Origin of the sequence: Streptomyces sp. NPDC085596, from assembly GCF_044541565.1 — a bacterium.
GTDB lineage: Bacteria > Actinomycetota > Actinomycetes > Streptomycetales > Streptomycetaceae > Streptomyces.
Window position 1 is genome coordinate 711,580 of sequence record NZ_JBITTC010000001.1, and the last position, 21,237, is coordinate 732,816.

A 21,237-nucleotide genomic window follows, 5' to 3' on the forward strand; every position below is an offset into this window, starting at 1 on the left:
CAGGTCATCGACGCGGGCCGAAACACCACGGAAACGCCCCTGTAGGCGACCGGAAACGCGCACCCGTGAACCTCTGACGAGCCCGCTCCCCCGGACCGCTGGAGACGCCCGTGACCCTCGCCGCCGCGCACGCGGACACCGGTGACACCGCCTGGCTGCTCGCCGCCACCGCCCTGGTGCTGCTGATGACACCGGGCCTGGCCCTGTTCTACGGGGGCATGGTCCGCGCGAAGAGCGTCCTCAACATGCTGATGATGAGCTTCGTGTCCATCGCCCTGGTCACCGTGGTGTGGCTGGCGGCCGGCTACTCCCTCGCCTTCACCGACGACCTCGGCGGCGGCCTGCTCGGCGGCCTGGAGAACGCGGGGATGGCCCATCTGACCCCGGCCAGTGTGCACGGCACGGTGCCCACCCTGCTCTTCGCCACCTTCCAGCTCACCTTCGCGATCATCACGGCGGCCCTGATCAGCGGCGCGGTCGCGGACCGCACCCGGTTCGGGGCCTGGCTGGTGCTGGTCCCGGTGTGGACGCTGCTCGTATACGTTCCAGTCACCCACTGGGTGTGGGGGCCGGGCGGCTGGATCGGCGCGAAGCTGGGCGCGCTGGACTTCGCGGGCGGTCTGCCGGTCGAGATCACGTCCGGCGCCTCCGGACTCGCCCTGTGCCTGGTCCTGGGACCCCGGCTGGGCTTCAAAAAAGACGCCATGCGGCCGCACAGCCTGCCGATGGTGATGCTCGGCGCCGGTCTGCTGTGGTTCGGCTGGTTCGGCTTCAACGCGGGCTCCGCGCTCGGCGCGAACGGCCTCGCCGCGGCCGCCTTCCTCAACACCCTCGCCGCCGGCTGCACCGGTCTGCTGGGCTGGCTCCTGGTCGAGCAGAAGCGGGACGGCCACCCCACCACCCTGGGTGCCGCCTCCGGCGCGGTCGCGGGCCTGGTCGCCATCACCCCGTCCTGCGGCACGGTCTCGCTGCTGGGCGGGCTGGTCGTCGGGCTGGCCGCGGGTGTCGTCTGCTCGTACGCGGTGGGCTGGAAGTTCAAGCTGAACTTCGACGACTCCCTCGACGTCGTCGGCGTCCACCTGGTCGGCGGGGTGATCGGCACCCTGCTGATCGGCCTGTTCGCGGACAAGGCGATGACCGGCGGCCCGGAGGGCCTGTTCCACGGCGGCGGGCTCGCGCTGCTGGGCCGCCAGCTCGTCGCGGTCCTCGCGGTCGCGGGGTACGCCTTCGCGGTGACGTACGGGCTCGGCAAGCTGCTGGACCGCACGATGGGGCTGCGCGCGAGCGAGGAGGAGGAGCGCACCGGTCTGGACCTTACGGTGCACGCCGAGACGGCCTACGATCACGGGGTCCTGGGCCATGGCGCCCCCGTCGCCCCCGTCCGGAAGGCCGAGAGCCCCGCATGAAGCTCATCACCGCCGTCGTGAAGCCGTACCGCCTGGACGAGGTCAAGACCGCCCTCCGCGACCTCGGCATCGACGGCCTCACCGTCACCGAGGCCAGCGGCTACGGCCGCCAGCGCGGCCACACCGAGGTGTACCGGGGCGCGGAGTACCAGGTAGACCTCGTCCCCAAGGTCCGGCTGGAGCTGGTGGTGGAGGACGCGGTGGCCGAGGAAGCGATCGACGCCATCGTCCAGGCCGCCCACACGGGCAAGATCGGCGACGGCAAGGTGTGGTCCGTGCCGGTGGAGACGGTGGTGCGGGTGCGGACGGGAGAGCGGGGACCGGACGCGTTGTAGGTCCAGTCCCCGGACTCTTGTCCTCAGTCTGTCGTGACAGTCGACCTGACGACTCCGTCAGCCCCGGCGAGCAGCACAGGCGTCCCCGCACCTCCGAGGTCGGCAACAGCGGCCAGGTCCTCCGCCGAGAAACCTTCCGCCTCGCTGACGACAGCCGCCGCCTCCAGAGACTCCGCCCCGGAAGCCACCGCCATGGCGACAGCCGTGCGCAGCGCGCTGAGCTGAAGCGAGGGAAGCGCCACGGCCCCGGCGGCATACGTCCGCCCCGTCGAGTCCCGCACAGCGGCCCCCTCCGGCACCCCGTTCCGCGCCCGCACCGACCGCGCCAGAGTCACGATCTTCCGGTCCTCAGGATCAAGCTCGTTCTCGCTCATGCCCCGAGCATACGAACCCCGTCGTCCGCCCCCGCCAGCCACTCCAGCTTCGCCGCGGTGTCCGCCTCCGGCAGCGGGGCGTGCAGCACGATCAGCAGGTCGGGCCGGGCGGGCACCTGCATCGCCGTGGACTCCACCACCAGCAGCCCCACGCGCGGATGCATCAGCTCCTTGCGGATCTGCCCCTGGTCCTCGATGTCCCGCTCGGCCCACAGCGCGGTGAACTCCGGGCTGACGGCGCTCACTTCGGCCAGCACCGCCTGGAACCCCTCGTCCTCGGGGTCGGCGGCCCAGGCGGCCCGGAACTGCGCGGCCACCGTACGCGCGTTGGTCTCCCAGCTCAGGGTGCGGTTCCGGAACAGCGGGTCGGCGAAGAAGTCGACCAGGCAGTTCCGGGTGGTGGGCCCCTGCCCCATGCCGAACACCGCGGTCGCCGCGTCGTTGTACATCACGCAGTTGTAGTAGCGGTCCATGATGTGCGCGGGGTACGGCATCCAGGTGTCGATGAGCCGCCGCAGCCCCTCGCACATGTCCTGTCGTCCGGGCAGGACATGGGGCGCGGGCGGGTTGAGCCCCGCCAGCAGATACAGGTGCCGCCGCTCGGCGTCGCTCAGCCGCAGCACCCGCGAGACCGCGTCGAGCACCTGCGGGGAGACGGAGATGTCCCGCCCCTGCTCCAGCCACTGGTACCAGGAGGCGCCCACCCCGGCCAGCACCGCGACCTCCTCCCGGCGCAGACCGGCCGTACGGCGCCGGGGTCCACCGAACGGCAGTCCGGCCTCCTGCGGGGTGATCCGGGCGCGCCGGGTCATCAGGAACTCCCGCAGCTCACTGCGCCGTTCACTTCTCGGCGTACTCGCCGTGCTCGCCGTACTCGCCGTACTCGCCGTGCTCGCCGTGCTCGCCGTCGCAGCCACGTGCCGCTCCCCCTCGTCGCCGTGTCTGGTGGTGCCACCACCACCATAAGTTCCGACTCCCCACGTTTCTTCCGGGCATCGGAAGCTCTTTGCCATGGCGATCGACACCCCAGCCCCCGCAACTCCCCCCGCTACCCTGCCAGTCCGCCCCGCCCGGCTCTCGGCGCGTGACCGGCTCGTCCTGTTCGTGCTGTGCGCGGCCCAGTTCATGGTCGCCCTCGACTTCTCGGTGCTGAACGTGGCGCTGCCCGAGCTGGGCACCGGCCTCGGCATGAGCCGCTCGGCGCTCCAGTGGGCGGTCACCGCGTTCGCGCTCCCGTCCGGCGGTTTCCTGCTGCTCTTCGGCCGCGTCGGTGACCTCTACGGCCGCCGCAAGCTGTTCCTCTCGGGGCTCGCCCTGTTCGGCGCGGCCTCGCTGCTGGCGGCCCTGGCCTGGGACCCGGCGTCCTTCCTCACCGGCCGCGCCCTCCAGGGGCTCGGCGCGGCGGCGATCGTGCCGACCGGCATGTCCCTGCTGACGACCACCTTCCCCGAGGGCCCGGCGCGGGACCGTGCGCTCGGCATCTCCGGCACGCTGCTGTCGCTGGGCTTCACCATCGGCATGGTCGCGGGCGGCGTGCTGACCGACACGTTCGGCTGGCGCTCCACGATGGCGCTGCTGGCCGTCTTCGCGCTGATCGTGCTGCCGCTGGCGCCGGGCCTGCTGCCCGAGTCCCGCACCCCGGACCGCCCCCGGCTGGACGTGCCCGGCGCCGTCACCGTCACCACCGGGCTGCTGTCCCTGATCTACGCGCTGTCCACCGCCGCCGACCGGGGCTTCGGCCGGCTCGATGTGCTGGTCGCCCTGGTGGCCGGGCTCGCGCTGCTGACCGCGTTCGCCGTGATCGAGTCCCGTACGGCCGCGCCGCTGGTCTCGCTGCCGATGCTGCGCCGCCGGACGGTGGCGTGGGGCAACCTGGGCGGGCTGGTCACGTTCTCGATGATGTCGACCGTGGTGTTCGTGCTGACCCTGTACCTCCAGGAGGTGCTGCGGCTGTCGGCGTTCCGGACCGGGCTGGTCTTCGGGGTGCAGGGCGTGCTGTCGACCGTGGCGGGCGTCTTCGTCCCGAAGGTGATCGGACGGTTCGGCGCCCGGCTCACCCTGGTCGGCTCGCTGGCCGGGCAGGGCGTCCTGGTCGCCGCCCTGCTGCCGCTGAACGCCCACGGCTGGTCGGTGTGGCTCGCCACGGCCGCCGTGTCCCTGGCGAGCATGTGCCACCTCGGCGCGGTCATCTCGTACGGACTCACCGTGACCTCGGGCGTCCCGGACGGCGAACAGGGCCTGGCGACCGGGCTGGTGACCTCCACCCAGCAGGTCGGCCTCACGGTCGGTGTCCCGCTGCTCGGGGTGCTGGCCACCACCAGCGGCAACCTGCTGGCGGGCGTCCACACGGTCCTCGCGCTGGACGCGGTGCTCGTGCTCGGCGCGACCGCCCTGATCGCCGTCGGCCTGCGCCCCGTACGGGTCGCGGCCTGATCTCAGTCCAGGGTCTGGGTGATCGCGCTGCGCGCGGCCGTGTGCTCCACGCGGCCGCGCGCGCCGTTGACCAGCGGCAGATACGGGGCGACATGCCCGCACTCGACGTCGGCGACGATCGGCACGCCCAGCGGGCCGAGCGCGTCGAGCACCGCCTCGTGCTGGCTCAGGGTCGGGCTGTCGGGGGCCTTGGTGCGGCCGACCAGGATGGCGGCGGCCCGGTCGAAGAACCCGGCGAGCCGCATCCCGTGCAGGTTCCGGCAGATGGTGAACGCGCTGTCCTCGCAGGCTTCCACGTAGACGAGCAGCGGCTCACCGGGTGCGAGGGCGGCGGTGTCCAGGTACGGCGTCCCGGCGAGGGGGGCCAGGATCTCGGTGCAGCCGCCGATCAGCCGCCCGGTGACGTCCACGTCCCCGGTGCCGTCCAGCCGGGTCCAGGCGCCCTCGGTGTCCAGCCTCGGGTCGCGGACCTCGGGGTGCCCGGCGAAGTCGTCCCAGCCGGCCGAGCGGTACCGGCCGGGCGGGGTCTGAGTGAACGGCTCACCCTGCGGCGCCTCGACGATGTCCAGCCAGGACAGCAGGCCCTCGGGGGTCCCGTAGGGGGTGTCCATGAGGTTGTTGCCGTGCACGGTGGCGACCCCGGAGAGCAGGGTCAGCGGGGCGAGCAGCGTCGACAGGTCGGAGTAGCCGACGACCCAGGTCGGCTCGGCCCGGCCGATCTCCGCGAAGTCCAGCAGCGGCAGCAGGTCGATGCCCGTCTCGCCGCCCCACGGGGGCACCACGGCCCGGATCTCGGGGTCGGTGAGCATCGCGGTGAGTTCGGCGGCCCGCTCGGCGGCCGGGGCGCTGAGGTGGCCGGCGCCGTCCATGCACCGGCCCACCGTCACCTCGTACCCGCGCGCCTTGAGGTCGCCCACCGCCACGTCGAGGCGGCCGCGCAGGGCGTCCGGGACCCCGCTGGAGGGCGAGGTCACGCCGATACGGTCACCGGGGCGCAGGGGGCGCGGGTAGCGAAGGGTCATGCGGCGGATTCTGACACGGGGTCACCGCCGCCCCGTAGGGGTTTTCAGGGGCGGTCGAGCTTCAGCCGCTCCGCCCTGGGCAGGCCCGCCACGACCAGGTCGTAGGAGTCCTCGACCAGTTCCTTGACCAGCGCGTCGGGCAGGGTGGAGTCCACCGTCACGGTGTTCCAGTGCCGCTTGTTCATGTGATAGCCGGGCACGATCAGGCCCTCGTGATCGGCGCGGAGTCGCTGCGCGTCCTCCGGGTCGCACTTGAGGTTGACCGTCAGGGGCCGCGCGTCCAGTGCCGCGAGGGCGAACATCTTGCCCAGCACCTTGAAGACCGAGGTCTCCGGGTTGAAGGGGAAGTCCTCCACGACCGCGTTGAAGGACAGACACAGGGCGCGCAGCTCCTGGGGCTTCACTCGGGCTTCTCCTCCCGCGCCGCACTTCCGGCGGGCTCGACCAGTACCGTCACGATCTTGTTCCGGCGCCCGGCGGCGGCCTCGGCGGTCAGCTTCAGCCGCCGCTCGTCGGGGAGTTCGACCTCGGCCGAGGCGCCCGCGATGGGGACGCGGCCGAGCGCCTTGGCGAGCAGGCCGCCGACTGTCTCCACGTCCTCGTCGTCGTACTCCTCCAGGCCGTACAGCTCGCCGAGGTCGGTGATGTCCAGGCGGGCGGTGACCCGGTAGCGGCCGTCGCCCAGCTCCTCCACGGGCGGCAGCTCGCGGTCGTACTCGTCGGTGATCTCGCCGACGATCTCCTCCAGGATGTCCTCGATGGTGACGATCCCGGCGGTGCCGCCGTACTCGTCGATGACGACGGCGACGTGGTTGCGTTCCTTCTGCATCTCGCGCAGCAGGTCGCCCGCGTTCTTGGTGTCGGGGACGAAGACGGCGGGGCGCATCGCGGTGGAGACCAGGTCGTTCTCGGCGTCGCGGTTGATGTGCGTCTTGCGGACCAGGTCCTTCAGATACACGATGCCGACGATGTCGTCCTCGCTCTCCCCGGTGACCGGGATGCGGGAGAACCCGGAGCGCAGGGCGAGGGTGAGGGCCTGCCGGATGGTCTTGTACCGCTCGATGACGACCAGGTCGGTGCGCGGCACCATCACCTCACGGACCAGGGTGTCGCCCAGCTCGAAGACGGAGTGCACCATGCGGCGCTCCTCGTCCTCGATCAGCGACTCCTGCTCGGCGAGGTCGACCATCGCGCGCAGCTCCGCCTCGGAGGCGAAGGGGCCGCGCCGGAAGCCCTTGCCGGGGGTGAGCGCGTTGCCGATGAGGATCAGCAGCGAGGGCACCGGGCCCATCACCCGGGCCAGCGGCAGCAGCACATAGGCGGCCGCGGTGGCGGTGCTGAGCGGGTGCTGGCGGCCGATGGTGCGCGGCGAGACACCCACTGCGACGTACGACACCAGGACCATCACGGCGATGGCGACCAGCAGGGCCTGCCAGGTGGCGTCGAAGGCGCGCAGGCAGCCGTAGGTGACGAGGGCGGCGGCGGCCATCTCGCAGGCGACGCGGAGCAGCAGCGCCACGTTGAGATAGCGGGTGGGGTCGGCGGCGATCTGCGCCAGCTTGCCGCTGCCGCGCCGGCCGGACTTGACGGCCTCCTCGGCGCGGAAGCTGGAGACACGGGCGATGCCCGCCTCGGCGCAGGCGGCGAGCCAGGCCACGACGATCAGCGCGACCGCGCCGATCACGATCTGCGGACTCATTCGGGTACCGGCCGCCCTACGAGACGGTCGGCGCCGGGGACGGCCCGGTCAGCCCGCGCTCGGCCCGCCAGCCGTCGACGATGGCGGCCTGGAGGCCGAACATCTCGGCCTTCTCGTCCGGCTCCTCGTGGTCGTAGCCGAGGAGGTGCAGCACGCCGTGGACGGTGAGCAGCTGGAGCTCCTCGTCCATGGAGTGCTGGGTCGGCGCGTCCTTGCCCTGCTGGGCGGCGACCTCCGGGCACAGGACGATGTCGCCGAGGAGACCCTGCGGGGGCTCCTCGTCGTCCTTGCCCGGCGGGCGCAGCTCGTCCATCGGGAACGACATGACGTCCGTCGGGCCGGGCAGGTCCATCCACTGGATGTGCAGCTGCTCCATGGCGTCGGCGTCCACGACGATCACCGAGAGCTCGGAGAGCGGGTGGATGCGCATCCGTGCGAGCGCGTAGCGGGCGATGTCGAGGACCGCCTGCTCGTCCACCTCGGTGCCGGATTCGTTGTTGACGTCGATCGACATGGTCGTGCTGGTCTACTTCCCCTTGGAGCCCTTGGCACCGGTCTTGCCCGTGGCCTCGTGGCTGTCGTACTTCTCGTACGCGTCGACGATACGGCCCACCAGCTTGTGCCGGACGACGTCCTGGGACGTCAGCCGGGAGAAGTGGACGTCCTCGACGCCCTCCAGGATCTCCTGCACCTGCCGCAGCCCGCTCTTGGTACCGCCGGGCAGGTCGACCTGGGTCACGTCACCGGTGATGACGATCTTCGAGTCGAAGCCGAGCCGGGTGAGGAACATCTTCATCTGCTCGGGACTGGTGTTCTGGGCCTCGTCCAGGATGATGAACGCGTCGTTCAGCGTGTTGTGCGTCAGCAGGTGGTCCTGGGTGACATAGAGGGAGTCCTCGGCCGCCACCTGGATGCAGACGCATTCCTCCCGGCCTGCGGGCTCGATGCTGTCGATGAACCGCATCGGGCGGCCACCGCCTCCCGCCGCCTGGTACTTGTCCCGCTTGCGGGCGAGACGGAACGGCTCGATGCCTTCGGGGAGGCGGATGTCGATGACGTGAGCGTCATGCCGGTATCCGACGTCACGGCCCCTCGCCCGTCCGGGCGTGCGGCCCTCGGCGGCCCTGCGGCGGCTGTACGCGACACCGCCCAGCGACTGGACCAGAGCGATCACGTCGTCACGGAGCATGATCGACGTCGTCGTGTACTGGATGCGGCAGGTGCGGTCCTTCTGCGCGACGGGGCCACCGTCCGAGTCGAGCAGACCCTGGAGGACGGCCAGTCGGACCTCGGTGGAGTTCTGCAGGTAGTCGTCCGGGACGAACTTGGTGTGCGAGCGGGTGCGGAGCAGGTCGAGCTCGCGCAGCACGCGCGTGACCGGGTTCTCCAGAGTGATCACGTCACCCGGTGTCCTGACACGGTTGAGGACATAGTCGGGGCCGCTTGTGTGGCGCACCGCCACACCGGGCAGCGCGCTTTCCAGCGCCTCGGCCAGCTCAGGGTCCTCCGTGGCGAAGGACGGAGTGGTGGAGCCCGTGAGGCAGCCGTCGCCCAGCAGGAGGCCCAGTGCGTACGGGTCCATGGGCACCGCACGCTCGGGGAAGCAGACCGGAGCGGTGAGGAGCGGCAGCTCGTACCGGCGGGCATGGGCTGCCCGCAGGTCGCCGATCATCTCCTGGGTCTCCAGGACCCGCCAGGGCTTGTCACGGCGCTTGTCGGAGGCCGTACGGACGGTCCACAGGTGCTCGCCACAGCACAGCGTCCAGGAACCATCCTGGGCGGTGACGCGGTAGACGTCCTTCTCCCCCTGCGGATAGACGCCCAGTACGGGAGTCGGCTCTCCGTCGGAGCCGATGACCAGGTCACCCACTCGCAGGTCGCCGATGGGCCGCCACCCGTCCGGCGTGAGCACGTTCGTGAAGACCGGCTGAGCGCGGCCACGCATGTACGCCAGCGGGGCGACCTCGATCGTGCCCGCTGCCATCAGGCGGGGGATCGAGTCGGGGTCGAGCATGTCGTGCAGGGCGTCGTAGAGCGGGCGCAGGTACGGGTCGATCTTCTCGTACAGGGTGCCGGGGAGGAAGCCGAGGCGTTCGCCGGCCTCGACCGCCGGGCGGGTCAGGATGATGCGGTTGACCTGCTTGGACTGGAGCGCCTGCACGGCCTTCGCCATGGCGAGGTAGGTCTTGCCGGTACCGGCGGGGCCGATGCCGAAGACGATGGTGTGCTTGTCGATGGCGTCGACGTAGCGCTTCTGGTTCAGGGTCTTGGGGCGGATCGTGCGGCCGCGCGAGGACAGGATGTTCTGCGTCAGCACCTCGGCCGGGGTCTCGGGGCCGTCGCTCGTGCCCTCGTCGCTCGCCTTGAGCATGGCGATCGAGCGTTCCACTGCGTCCTCCGTCATCGGCTGCCCGGTGCGGAGCACCAGCATCATCTCGTCGAACACGCGCTGGATCAGGGCGACTTCCGCCGGGTCGCCGACCGCGCTGATCTCGTTGCCCCGGACGTGGATGTCGGCCGCCGGGAAAGCCTTCTCGATCACGCGCAGGAGGGAGTCGCCGGAGCCCAGCACGGTCACCATCGGGTGCTGTGCGGGAACGCTGATCCGTGCTCTCGTCCGGTCCTGCGCGGAGGTGTGAGCTGTCGGTGTCTGAGTCATGGGCCGGCGCTGATGGCCTGCGTGTCCTCCTCATCACGGCCGCCCCCCTTACGGCGGCCTCGCACGTCCCAGAGTACGCCGGGGCACCGTCAACACCGCAGTGGTTTTCACCCACAAGGGGAGCGATGCCGTGAGCGCCCGCCTCAGGCCGTGCGGCCGAAGCCGATGGTGGGGACCGCTCGGCGCAGGGGCCAGGGGCGGTCGAGGTGGGTGGGGACGAGGGTGTCGAGGAAGGCGTAGCGGCGCAGGGCGGTGGGGTTCTGGGTTTCGAGGGACTGGACCCGACGCCACCAGGCGCCGATCTCGGACCAGCCGGGGGCGGAGAGGGAGCCGCCGAACTCCTGGACGGAGAGGGCGGCGGTGAGACCGGCGAGGGCGAGGCGGTCGGCGAGGGGCCAGCCGGCGAGGGTGCTGGTGACGAACCCGGCCACGAACACGTCCCCGGCACCGGTCGGGTCCAGCGCCTCGACCGCGATGGCGGGCACCTCGGCGGTCTCGCCGGTGCGCCGGTCCACCGCGTAGGCGCCCTCCGCGCCGAGGGTGACGACCGCGACCGGCACATGCTCGGTGAGGGCGTGCGCGGCCGCCTTGGGGCAGGTGGAGCCGGTGTACCGCATCGCCTCCTCCGCGTTGGGCAGGAACGCCTCGCAGTGCTCCAGGTCGGCGAGTCCGGCGAGGTCCCACGCGCCGGTGTCGTCCCAGCCGACGTCGGCGAAGATCCGGGTGCCCTTACGGGCCGCCTGGGCGATCCAGGGGGCGCGGCGGCCGGGGGTGAGGGAGGCGACGGCGGCGCGGGCCGGGGGCGGGCAGTCGGGCGCGGGCTCCTCGGGGGGCGGCTCGTGGCCGTGGGAGATCATCGTGCGCTCGCCCTCGTACGCCATGGAGACGGTGACCGGCGAGTGCCAGCCGGGCACCGTGCGCGAGGGGGTGAGGTCGATGCCCTCGCCGTGGGCCAGCGCGTCCCAGCAGTACTCCCCGTAGTGGTCGTCCCCGAAGGCCGCCGCCAGCGAGGTGCGCAGGCCGAGGCGGGCCAGGGCGGCGGCCATGTTGGCGACGCCGCCGGGGCTGGAGCCCATCCCGCGTGCCCAGGACTCGGTGCCGCGTACGGGTGCCGAGTCCAGGCCGGTGAAGACGATGTCGAGGAAGACGGTGCCGGTGAGATAGACGTCCCAGGGCGGGTCGCCGGGGGCGCGCAGGGCGCCGAGCGGGTCGATCTGGGCCTGGCGGCGCGCTGTCTGCGTGAGGTGCTCCGGGTCGCCTCCGGTTTCCTCTCCGGCGATCGCGTGGGACGGCATCAGTGCGGGCTCCCTGACGTGGTGCGGATCTGGCCAGTGTGCACCACTCACCGGCCGGTGACCGAGGGTTCGGCGGCCGGAATCCGATGGTTCCGGGGGGCTCGCGGGAGCGCGCGGGGGTTACCAGCGGGGCATCACCGGGGTCTGCCAGGCGGGGTCCGCGTGGCGCATCGCGGCGCTGTCGTCCCGGTCGCGCAGGGAGCCGTCGTCCGTCGCCCAGCGGTGGTGGAGGCGGGCGAGGGCGTCCCGGTCGAGTTCGACTCCCAGGCCGGGGCGGTCGGAGACGGTGACGTGGCCCGCGGTGAAGGGCACGCGCTCGGTGAGCACGTCCTCGCTCTGCCACGGGTAGTGGGAGTCGCAGGCGTGGTGCAGGTTCGGCACGGTGGCCGCGACCTGGGTCATGGCGGCGAGGCTGATCCCGAGGTGGGTGTTGGAGTGCATGGAGACCCCGACCCCGAAGGCGGCGCAGATCGCGGCGAGGTGCCGGGTGTTGCGCAGTCCGCCCCAGTAGTGGTGGTCGGAGAGCACCACCTGCACGGCGTCCCGGGTGAACGCCTCCTTGATCTCCCCGAACGTGGTCACGCACATGTTGGTGGCGAGCGGCACCCCGGTCAGCGCGGCCACCTCGGCCATGGCGTCGGTGCCCAGCACCGGGTCCTCCAGGTACTCCAGCAGGCCGGCGAGTTCCGCGGCCACCTTCAGCGCGGTCGGCACCGACCAGGCCCCGTTGGGGTCGAGCCGCAGCGGCCGGCCGGCGAACGCCTCGGCGAGGGCGCGTACGGCCGCGACCTCCTCCTCCGGCGGGAAGACGCCGCCCTTGAGCTTGAAGGAGGTGAACCCGTGCCGTTCGGACAGCGCGCGGGCCTGCGCGACCACCCCGGCCGGGTCGAGCGCGGCACCCCACTCGTCCGCGACCCCCTCCGGGTGGGCGGCCCACTTGTAGAAGAGGTAGGCGCTGTACTCGACGGAGTCCCGCAGCTTCCCGCCGAGCAGCGCGTGCACGGGGAGTCCGAGCGCCCGGCCCTGCGCGTCCAGGCAGGCGACCTCGAAGGCGGAGAGCACGGACAGCCGCAGCTTGTCGGCGCTCTGCACCCCGCGCAGCCCGCCCGCGTCGACGGCCCCGCGGACCCGGCTCTCGTCCACGGCGAGGTCGAGGGAGAACAGCGCGTTCACATCCGTGACCGAGTGTCCGGTGAGCCGGGCGGCCAGCGGGCGGGCCAGCTCCAGGTACTTGGTGTCGCCGTAGGTCTCCCCGAGCCCGGTGACCCCGCCCGCCGTGACCACCTCCACGATCAGCCGGGGGGTGTACGGCTGGTGCACGCCCTGTGTGTTGAGCAACGGCGGGTCGGCCACCAGGACCGGGGTCAGCCGCACCTCGGTGATGGTCAGGTCCGGGGTCACAGGGCGGCTCCCACGAGGTCGAGTCCGGCGGCGAGCAGGTCCTTCAGCGCGGCGAGGTCGGCGCCTGCGGGGTCGGTGAGGGGCGCCCGTACGGGTCCCACGCGCGCGCCCCTCAGCCGGGCGGCGGCCTTGACCAGGGAGACGGCGTATCCGGGTGCCCGGTCGCGGAGTTCGACGAAGGGGACGTAGAAGCCGCGCAGCAGCCGGTCGGCCGTGTCGTCGTCCCCGGCACGCAGGGCGGTGCGGAAGGCGCCGGCGATCTCGGGGGCGAAGGCGTGCACGGCGGAGGAGTAGGCGGGTACGCCGACGGCGGTGTAGGCGCGGGCCTGGACCTCGGCGGTGGCGGCGCCGTTGAAGAACAGGAAGCCCTCGGGGGCGGCGAGGGTGAGCCGCTGGAGTCGGTCGAGGTCGCTGTGGCCGTCCTTGAGCCCGATGACGTTCGGGATACCGGCGATGCGCCGCAACGAGTCCACGGTGTAGGCGACTTGGTCGCGCTGGTAGGCGATGAGCGGGAGCCGGGTGCGGGCGGCGAGCTGGGCCAGCTGGGCGACGAGTCCGTCCTGCGGGGCGGCGACGAGGTAGTGCGGCAGCACCAGCAGGGCGTCGGCACCGGCCTCCTCCGCGATTCCCGCGAAGCGGGCGGCCTGCGCCCAGCCGTAGCCGGTACCGGCGACGACGGGGACCCGTCCGGCCGCCTCCTCGACGGCGACGGTGACGACCTGGCGGTACTCGTCCTCGTCCAGGGAGAAGAACTCCCCGGTGCCGCAGGCGGGGAAGAGGGCGCCGGGGCCGGCGGCGAGGCGGTCGGCCACGTGGGCACGGCAGCCCTCGGGGTCGAGGGTGCCGTCGTCGTGGAAGGCGGTGAGCGGGAAGGAGAGCACGCCCCGCGCCATCCCCTCCCGCAGCCGCCGGGCCACGTCCTGCGGAGCGCCGCTCACCCGCACCATCTCCTCTTGTGAATGCCGTCCATGTATGAGAACCGAGGCTAGATACGCGTACCGGGGCCGTCAATGGGGCGGAGTTCAGGCACGGTTCGAGCGGAAGGAGGGAGCGACAGGGCGCGCACGGAAGCGGGGCGGCGCGAAGCGGGGGCGCGCAGCAGAGAGCCCCACCCCGCTCGGAGCGGGATGGGGCTCTGTTCGGAGCGCCGGGCAGGCCTTGCACCTGCATTTCCCCGCAGGAAGCGGGGCGTCTTTCCTTGGACCACCAACGCACTGTCCGCCACCGGGAGTTCCGGCGACCGCGACGTGAACAACCATAGCCCATCCCGGAGTTCTGTGCGATCACCGCACGAGCGTTCGAGCGCGAAATCGGCGGTGTCTACCCGTCCCGATGGACATCAAACGTGATAGTGATCTGAATCACATCGGCCGGACTTCTTCTCGAAACCGCGTGCTTGATACAACTTGCTCGCGCGCTCCCGTCGAACAGACGGCCGTCGCCCTTCCCCCCTCTTTCACTCCTCGTCGAGCTGTCGCTCACGCCTGCCCTGGGAACGCCCGTGTTCGCCCCCCGCTCCATCCCCTGGCCCCTCGTCGCCCTCTTCACGGCCGGGTACCTCGCCTCGTATCTCCTGCCGACCACGGTCGGCCGTCTCGACAGCGCGCTGCCGCTGTCCACCACCCAGGCCGGTGCCATCGGCAGTGCCCTGCTGCTGAGTTCGGCGTCGGCCGGGTTCACGCTGGCCGCCCGTGTGGACCGGTTCGGCGCCCGTGCGCTCGCCCGGCTGGGGCTCACCCTGGCCGTCCTCGGCTACGGCTCCGCCGCCCTCACCGACTCGGTCCCCGCCGTGGTGCTGGGCGCGGTCGTCGGCGGGTTCGGCTCCGGCACGATGACGGCGGTCGCCGCCGGAGGTATCGCCGCGGGGCGCGATCCGCACCGGGCCACCACGTCCGGGCTGCTCGTGGTCTCCGCCCTGGCGGGCGCCCTCTATCTGACGATCCCCCGCCTCGGCCCCGGCCACGGCCTGCCGCTCGGCGCGGTCGCGCTGACCGCGCTCGCGGTGTGGCCGTTCACCGGCCGCCTGCCCGCCCGTACCGCCCCGGCCGCCGGTTCCGCCGTCGTACGCCGGCCGCTCCCCCATCGCCGGTCCGGGCTGCTGCTGGCCGCCACGATGCCCTGCTGGTCGCTGGCGCAGAACGCACTGTGGGGCGTGAGCGGGCGCATCGGCCTCGGGCAGGCACACCTCACCGAGATCACGGTCGGCGTGGTGTTCGCGGTCGCGCTGGGCGCGGGGCTGCTGGGCGTGGTCGGCGCGGGCGCGCTCGGCCCGCGCCTCGGGCGCGCGCTGCCGATCGGGCTCGGTACGGCGCTGATCGCGGGCTGCATCGCGCTCAGCGCCTCGGCCACCGACCTGCCGTCCTTCGCGCTGGGCGAGATCGCGTGGAACCTCTGCTACCCGGTGGTGCTGTCCTACGTCATCAGCCTGGCCGCCGCGCTCGACACACGCGGCCGCTGGGCGGTGCTGGTCGGCTCGGCCGCGTCGCTGGGCACGGCGGCCGGTCCCCTGACCGGCAGCCTGCTGTCGGCTCGCGCGGGCTTCCCGGCGATGGGCGAGATCCTGGCGGTGATACTGCTGCTGGCGGCGGTTCCGATGTCCGCGGTCGCCCTGCGGACGGCCCCCCGCCGCCTGCGGGTCGTGGAGATCTCCCTCAGGGAAGCCCCGGTCAGGGAGATCCCTGTGGTGGAGATTCCTGTGGTGGAGATCCCGGTCAGGGATGTCCCCGTCAGGGCGGTCCCTGTCCTGGAACTCCCCCTAGGGGCACACCCCCTCCGGGGACTCCCCGTCAGGGACTTCCCCGCCGTGGACCTCTCCCCAGGGACACTCCCTGTCAGGGAGGCCCCCCTCAGGGATCTCCCCGTCCTGGAACTCCCCCTCAGGGACGTCCCGGTGGAGAAGACCCCCACCGCGACCATTCCCGTCTGACTACGCCGCCCCGCCAGGGAATTCGTACGCCTCGACCTCCGCCAGGTACCGCGCCCGGCGGGGCTCGTCGTCCTCCAGGAAGGAGGCGAGGAAGGAGTTGCGGGCCAGCTCGCGCAGCCGGTCCTGGGAGAGACCGAGGGTCTGCTGGACGGCGGTGAAGTTGTCGCCCGCGTAGCCGCCGAAGTAGGCGGGGTCGTCGGAGTTCACCGTGCACATCAGCCCCGCCTCCAGCATCGCCGGGAGCGGGTGGTCGGCCAGCGTGTCGACCGTGCGCAGGCGGACGTTGGACAGCGGGCACAGGGTCAGCGGGATGCGGTCCCGGACCAGCCGCTCGACCAGCGCCGGGTCCTCCACGGACCGCAGCCCGTGGTCGACCCGCTCCACCCCGAGCAGGTCGAGGGCCTGGACGACGTACTCCGGCGGCCCCTCCTCACCGGCGTGCGCCACGCGCCGCAGCCCGAGCGCGGCGGCGGCGTCGTAGACCTCGCGGAACTTCTCCGGCGGGTTGCCCACCTCGGCGGAGTCCAGGCCGACACCCGTGATCCGGTCCAGGTAGGGCCCCGCCGCGTCCAGCGTGGCGAGCGCCGACTCGGCGGACTCGTCCCGCAGGAAGCACATGATCAGCTTGGTGGAGACGCCGTGGGTCTCCTCGCTGCGGCCCAGCGCCCGCCACAGCCCCTCGATCACGGTCCCCATCTCCACCCCGCGCGCGAGGTGGGCCTGCGGGTCGAAGAAGATCTCCGCGTGCCGCACACCCTGCTGCGCGGCGCGGGCGAGGTAGGCGTCGGCCAGCTCCTCGAAGTCCCGCTCGGTGCGCAGGACGGCCATCAGCTCGTAGTACAGGTTCAGGAAGGACTGGAGGTCCTCGAACCGGTACGCCTCGCGCAGGGCCTCGGTGTCGGCGTAGGGAAGCTCGACGCCATTGCGCTCGGCCAGTCGGAACGCAAGCTCCGGCTCCAGTGTGCCTTCGATGTGCAGGTGCAGTTCAGCTTTGGGGAGGGGCATCGAAATATCGTACGCCCGCCCCCGCACGCTCACCCGCGCTTGGGCAGCGGCACGCGGTCCAGGTCGCGGGCCACGGTCAGCTCGCCCTCGAACCCGGCCGCGCGGGCCTGCCGCTCGAACTCGGCGGGGTCGGAGTAGCGCTGGCTGAAGTGGGTGAGGACGAGGTGCCGCACCCCGGCGTCGCGGGCCACGGTCGCGGCCTGGCCGGCCGTCAGATGGCCGTGCTCCTCGGCGAGCGTCACGTCCTCGTCCAGGAAGGTGGACTCGATGACGAGCAGGTCGCAGCCGTCGGCGAGGACGTGCACACCGGGGCACAGCCGGGTGTCCATGACGAACGCGAACCGCTGCCCGCGCCGCGTCTCACTGACCTCCTCCAGCGCGACCCCGCCGAGCGAGCCCTCCCGCTGGATACGGCCCACGTCGGGGCCGGAGATGCCGTGCGCGGCGAGCCGGTCGGGCAGCATGCGCAGCCGGTCGGGCTCGATCAGCCGGTAGCCGTAGGACTCCACCGGGTGGGACAGCCGGTGCGCCTGAAGCGTGTAGGAGGGGGTGGTGGCGAGGGGGCCGTCCGTGTCGACGGGCGCCTCGACCAGGTCGGCCGTCTCCCGGTAGGCGGTCGCGTATCGCAGCCGGTCGAAGAAGCGCTGACCCGAGCGCGGGTAGTGCGCGGTGATCTCGTGCGGCACCCGGTCCAGGTTGATCCGCTGGATCACTCCCGCCAGGCCCAGGCTGTGGTCGCCGTGGAAGTGGGTGACGCAGATCCGGTTCAGGTCGTGCGCGGCGACCCCGGCGCGCAGCATCTGCCGCTGGGTGCCCTCGCCGGGGTCGAAGAGGATGCCCTCGCCGTCCCAGCGCAGCAGATAGCCGTTGTGGTTGCGGTGCCGGGTCGGGACCTGGCTGGCGGTGCCGAGGACCACCAGTTCACGTGACGACATGACGGGTTATCCGGGGGGCCATTGAAGGCCACGGCCGCCGAGGACGTGCGCGTGGGCGTGCCAGACGGTCTGGCCGGCGCCGCTGCCGGTGTTGAAGACGGTGCGGTAGCTCTCCAGCGACTCGCCTTCGGCGACTTGGCGGGTCTCGGCCAGTACGTCGGCGGCGAGCTGGGGGGCTTCTGCGGCGAGGGTGGCGGCGTTCTTGTAGTGGGCCTTGGGGATCACCAGGATGTGGGTGGGCGCCTGGGGGTTGATGTCCCGGAAGGCGAGCGTGGTGTCCGTCTCGCGGACCACGTCCGCGGGGATCTTGCCCGCGATGATTCCGCAGAAGAGGCAGTCCTCTTGGGGTTCGCCCGCCATTTCGCTGCGCTCGCTTTCGCCGTCGGGGGTTGCCTTTGGCATCCTAGTTGTTCTTGTGCGGGTGCGTGGGGGCTGGTCGCGCCCACGCGGCGGAGCCGCAGATCGACACAGCCCCGCGCCCCCTAAGCCGGCAAGCTGGGCGGTGTTTTTGCGGGCTCCCTCTCCAGTGCTTCCAGGGCCAGCCTTATTGCTTCGTCCAGTTGGGGGTCCGCTCCCGCTGCCCAGTCCTGGGGGCGCATCGGGATTTCCACGTCCGGGTCGACTCCGTGGTTCTCCACGTCCCAGCCTGCGCCCTCCAGCCAGAAGGCGTACTTGGGCTGGGTGATGACGGTGCCGTCGACGAGGTGGTAGCGGCTGTCGATGCCGATCACGCCGCCCCAGGTGCGGGTGCCGACCACCGGGCCGATGCCCAGGGCTCGGATGGCTGCGTTCACCACGTCGCCGTCCGAGCCGGAGAACTCGTCGGCCACGGCTACGACGGGGCCTCGGGGGGCGTCCTGGGGGTAGCTCTCGGGGCGCATGCCTCGGGGGAGGTCCCAGCCGACGACGCGGCGGGCGAGCTTTTCCACGACGAGCTGGGAGGTGTTGCCGCCACGGTTCTCGCGGACGTCCACGACCAGGCCCTCTCGGGCGACCTCCACGCGCAGGTCGCGGTGGATCTGGGCCCAGCCGGGGGCCTGCATGTCGGGGACGTGCAGATAGCCGAGGCGGCCGCCGGAGCGTTCGTGGACGTGGGCGCGACGGCCGGCGACCCAGGCGTGGTAGCGCAGCGGTTCCTCGTCGGCGAGGGGGACGACGACCGCGTGCCGGGGTTCGCCGCCGCCGGCGGGGGCGACGGTCAGCTCGACGGGTTTCCCGGCCGCGCCCAGCAGCAGCGGGCCGGGCCCGGTGACCGGGTCGACGGGGCGGCCGCCGATGGCGAGGAGGGTGTCACCGGGGCGTACGGCGACACCGGGCGCGGCGAGCGGGGAGCGGGCCTCCGGGTCGGAGGTCTCCGAGGGCAGCACCCGGTCGATGCGCCAACTGCCGCCCTCGTGGCGGGAGATGTCGGCACCCAGCAGCCCTTGGGGGGCGCCGCCGCCCCAGCCGCCGGGCGGGACGACATAGGCGTGAGAGGTGCCGAGTTCGCCGTGCACCTCCCAGAGGAGGTCCACGAGATCGTCGTGGGTGGCGAGGCGGCCGAGGACGGGGCGGTAGCGGTCCAGGACGCCGTCCCAGTCGACGCCGCCCATGTCGGGGCGCCAGAAGTTGTCCCGCATGATCCGGCCCGTCTCGTCGTACATCTGCCGCCATTCGGCGACCGGGTCGACGGTGTGGCGGACGCGGCCGAGGTCGACGTTGACGCGGGAGTCGCCGTCCTCGTCGTCCGGGGCGCGGCGGTCGGCGGGGACGACGCGGAGCCTGCCGTCGCTCCACAGCAGTACGCGGCGGCCGTCGCCGCTGACCTCGAAGTGGTCGGCGTCGGCGGCCAGCTGCTCCAGCCGGTGCTGGGCGAGGTCGTAGCGCTCCAGCTCGGTCTTGGGGTCGGGGGCGTCGGGGGTGGCGCGGGAGGCGCCGAGGACGCCGCGCACCGGGTGGCGCAGCCAGAGCATGCCGTCCTTGGCCGCGCGCAGGTTGCTGTACCGGGCGGCCTCGACGGGGAAGGGCACGATGCGGTCGGCCAGGCCGTCGAGGTCGACGCGGGTGGCGGGGGCGCCCTCGGCACCGGGGGTCTCGTCCCGGTCGGGGGTACCGAAGGGGCGGCCGTGGCGCTGCGGGCCGAAGGGGGAGGGTGTGGTGGCGGCGAGGGTGATGAGGTGCGGGCGGACGCCCTCCACGAAGGCGAGATCGAAGACGTGGCTGTCGAAGACGGGGTCGAAGGCCCGGTAGGAGAGGAAGGCGAGGTGGCGGCCGTCGAGGGTGAAGACGGGCTCGTGGTCGGCGAAGCGCAGCGGGGTGGCCTCGGTGACGGTGAGGTCGGTGGTGGCCGCGATCCGGATCTGGGAGAGCGGGCCGGGGCCGGGGTGGGCCCAGGCGAGCCAGCCGGAGTCGGGTGAGAAGGCCAGGCCGCTCGGCTCGCCGTTGTCGCTGCGGTCGACCTCGCGGAGCTCGCCGGTTTCCCGCTCGACGAGCAGCAGCCTGCCGTCGTGGGAGGCGACGGCGGCGCGGGTGCCGTCCGGGGACATGGCGAGTTCGAGTACGCGGCCGACTTGTCCGGCGGCGAGGCGGCGCGGGGCGGTGCCGGGGGCGAGGCCGGTGGCGGGCGCGAACTCCAGCGCGTCGTCGCCCTCGGCGTCGGTCACCCACACCACCCACTCCTCGCCGCCCGCGCGGAAGGTGCGCGGCAGCCGGGCGCGTACGCCGGGCCGCGCGGCGAGGGCGCGGGCCGGTCCGGCGCGGTGGGTGACCCAGTGGACGGTGCCGCGTACGGCGACCGCGCTGCCGCGCGCGGTGTGGTCGGGGGTGGCGGAGTCCAGCCAGCGGGCGGCGTCCACGACGAAGGGCTGGAGGTCGGCGCGGGGGCCGCCGAGCCGGATGTCGGGGCGGCGCGGCTCGGCACCGTCGAGGTCGTCCAGGACCTGGAGTTGACCGGCGCTGACGTAGACGACGCGGGTGCCGTCGCTCGCTGCGTGCCGGGCGTAGAACCCTCCGAGCGGGGTGTGGCGGCGCAGGTCGGAGCCGTCGGCGAGGGAGGAGTACAGGGCGCCGGTGCCCTCGTGGTCGGAGAGGAACGCGATGCGGTCGCCGACCCAGGACGGGTACTCGATGTTGCCGTCCAGCTCCTCGTGCAGCCGGACGAACTCGCCCTCGCCGTCCCGGTCGATCCACAGCTTCCCCGCGGTGCCGCCCCGGTACCGCTTCCAGGCGGAGGCGTCCCGGTTCATCGAGGCGGACAGCAGCACGGTGTGCGGGCCGTGGGCGACGGCGCCCACGGGGCCGTACGGGAGGGTGGCCGCCGGGCCGCCGTCGAGCGGGACGGCGCGGGCCCAGCTGTGGCGGGTGCTGTGCCGTCCGGCCGCGCTGATCGCCAGGACCTCGCCGCCGGGGGTCCAGCCGCGGACCTGGGTGCGGCGGCTGCCCCAGTGGGTCAGGCGCCGGGAGGGTCCGCCGTCGACGGGGGCGGTGTGCACCTCGGAGGCGCCGTCGCGGGTGGAGGTCCAGGCGAGGGTGGTGCCGTCCGGGGAGATGCGGGGGTGGTTCACCGGGACGTTGTCGGCGCTGACCCGCCAGGCCCGGCCGCCGTCCAGCGGGGCGACCCAGACGTCGTCCTCGGCGGTGAAGGTGATCAAGTCGCCCCGCACATGCGGGAATCGGAGATACGAGGCGGCGTTTTCCGTGGCAGCACCCTGAGTCACGCGGTCACCCTACGCGTGAGCGGCCGCGCACGGACCCGGAATTGATCACTTC

18 protein-coding genes are annotated in these 21,237 nt (G+C 72.6%); 4 read left to right on the forward strand and 14 right to left on the reverse strand.

The genetic code is table 11. The features are described from left to right. Positions 1–110 precede the first annotated feature (110 nt). Together ACIGA3_RS03265 and ACIGA3_RS03270 are read left to right on the forward strand one after the other, a co-directional pair. Positions 111–1,406 (forward strand): ammonium transporter, encoded by a 1,296-nt coding sequence (locus ACIGA3_RS03265; RefSeq protein ID WP_399710035.1) that lies wholly within the window; start codon positions 111–113, stop codon positions 1,404–1,406. Next, positions 1,403–1,741, forward strand: a complete 339-nt coding sequence (locus tag ACIGA3_RS03270; protein WP_399710037.1) for a P-II family nitrogen regulator — start codon at positions 1,403–1,405, stop codon at positions 1,739–1,741. The genes ACIGA3_RS03265 and ACIGA3_RS03270 overlap by 4 nt, the downstream gene beginning before the upstream one ends. Positions 1,742–1,764: 23 nt before the next feature. Here ACIGA3_RS03270 and ACIGA3_RS03275 read toward each other — a convergent pair whose 3' ends face one another. Together ACIGA3_RS03275 and ACIGA3_RS03280 are read right to left on the reverse strand one after the other, a co-directional pair. Further along, positions 1,765–2,115 carry a cytidine deaminase gene (locus ACIGA3_RS03275; RefSeq protein WP_399710039.1) on the reverse strand — a complete coding sequence of 117 codons (351 nt, stop codon included), beginning with the start codon at positions 2,113–2,115 and terminating at the stop codon, positions 1,765–1,767. Beyond that, entirely contained in the window at positions 2,112–2,927 is an 816-nt protein-coding gene (locus tag ACIGA3_RS03280) for a helix-turn-helix transcriptional regulator (RefSeq protein WP_399710780.1), read from the reverse strand. Before ACIGA3_RS03280 ends, ACIGA3_RS03275 begins: the two co-directional genes overlap by 4 nt. 199 nt (positions 2,928–3,126) lie before the next feature. Between ACIGA3_RS03280 and ACIGA3_RS03285 the strand changes: the two genes are divergently transcribed. Next, positions 3,127–4,548 (forward strand): MFS transporter, encoded by a 1,422-nt coding sequence (locus ACIGA3_RS03285; RefSeq protein ID WP_399710041.1) that lies wholly within the window; start codon positions 3,127–3,129, stop codon positions 4,546–4,548. Between the two features lie 2 nt (positions 4,549–4,550). On the opposite strand, the gene ACIGA3_RS03290 is transcribed toward ACIGA3_RS03285, so the two are convergent. From ACIGA3_RS03290 to ACIGA3_RS03325, 8 genes are all read right to left on the reverse strand, one after another. Beyond that, the gene (locus ACIGA3_RS03290; protein WP_399710043.1) at positions 4,551–5,570 is read right to left on the reverse strand and encodes a S66 peptidase family protein; all 1,020 of its coding nucleotides are present in this window, start codon (positions 5,568–5,570) and stop codon (positions 4,551–4,553) included. A 44-nt stretch (positions 5,571–5,614) separates the two neighbouring features. Continuing rightward, complete coding sequence (locus ACIGA3_RS03295; RefSeq protein WP_399710044.1) at positions 5,615–5,974, reverse strand: MmcQ/YjbR family DNA-binding protein; 360 nt, start codon at positions 5,972–5,974, stop codon at positions 5,615–5,617. After that, on the reverse strand, positions 5,971–7,269 hold the full coding sequence (locus ACIGA3_RS03300) for a hemolysin family protein (protein WP_399710046.1): 1,299 nt from the start codon (positions 7,267–7,269) through the stop codon (positions 5,971–5,973). Before ACIGA3_RS03300 ends, ACIGA3_RS03295 begins: the two co-directional genes overlap by 4 nt. 16 nt (positions 7,270–7,285) lie before the next feature. Continuing rightward, positions 7,286–7,783: an rRNA maturation RNase YbeY gene (gene ybeY, locus ACIGA3_RS03305; protein ID WP_030814839.1), complete on the reverse strand. Its 498-nt coding sequence runs from the start codon at positions 7,781–7,783 to the stop codon at positions 7,286–7,288. Between the two features lie 12 nt (positions 7,784–7,795). Further along, positions 7,796–9,928: a PhoH family protein gene (locus ACIGA3_RS03310; protein WP_399710048.1), complete on the reverse strand. Its 2,133-nt coding sequence runs from the start codon at positions 9,926–9,928 to the stop codon at positions 7,796–7,798. Between the two features lie 143 nt (positions 9,929–10,071). Further along, positions 10,072–11,226, reverse strand: a complete 1,155-nt coding sequence (locus ACIGA3_RS03315; RefSeq protein WP_399710782.1) for a carbohydrate kinase family protein — start codon at positions 11,224–11,226, stop codon at positions 10,072–10,074. 117 nt (positions 11,227–11,343) lie between these two features. Next, entirely contained in the window at positions 11,344–12,624 is a 1,281-nt protein-coding gene (locus tag ACIGA3_RS03320) for a glucarate dehydratase family protein (protein ID WP_399710050.1), read from the reverse strand. Continuing rightward, positions 12,621–13,571: a 5-dehydro-4-deoxyglucarate dehydratase gene (locus ACIGA3_RS03325; RefSeq protein WP_399710052.1), complete on the reverse strand. Its 951-nt coding sequence runs from the start codon at positions 13,569–13,571 to the stop codon at positions 12,621–12,623. Before ACIGA3_RS03325 ends, ACIGA3_RS03320 begins: the two co-directional genes overlap by 4 nt. Positions 13,572–14,125: 554 nt before the next feature. On the opposite strand from ACIGA3_RS03325, the gene ACIGA3_RS03330 reads away from it, so the two are divergent. Then, a complete protein-coding gene (locus ACIGA3_RS03330; protein WP_399710054.1) occupies positions 14,126–15,550 on the forward strand; it encodes an MFS transporter in 1,425 nt (474 codons plus the stop codon). Here the strand turns inward: ACIGA3_RS03330 and ACIGA3_RS03335 are convergent, their stop codons facing one another. The 4 genes from ACIGA3_RS03335 to ACIGA3_RS03350 form a co-directional block, all read right to left on the reverse strand. Further along, entirely contained in the window at positions 15,551–16,555 is a 1,005-nt protein-coding gene (locus tag ACIGA3_RS03335; protein ID WP_399710056.1) for an adenosine deaminase, read from the reverse strand. Between the two features lie 29 nt (positions 16,556–16,584). Further along, entirely contained in the window at positions 16,585–17,490 is a 906-nt protein-coding gene (locus ACIGA3_RS03340; RefSeq protein WP_399710058.1) for a ribonuclease Z, read from the reverse strand. A 6-nt stretch (positions 17,491–17,496) separates the two neighbouring features. Beyond that, positions 17,497–17,850, reverse strand: a complete 354-nt coding sequence (locus ACIGA3_RS03345; protein WP_399710784.1) for a histidine triad nucleotide-binding protein — start codon at positions 17,848–17,850, stop codon at positions 17,497–17,499. A 122-nt stretch (positions 17,851–17,972) separates the two neighbouring features. Continuing rightward, the gene (locus ACIGA3_RS03350; RefSeq protein WP_399710785.1) at positions 17,973–21,119 is read right to left on the reverse strand and encodes a S41 family peptidase; all 3,147 of its coding nucleotides are present in this window, start codon (positions 21,117–21,119) and stop codon (positions 17,973–17,975) included. Between the last annotated feature and the right edge of the window lie 118 nt (positions 21,120–21,237).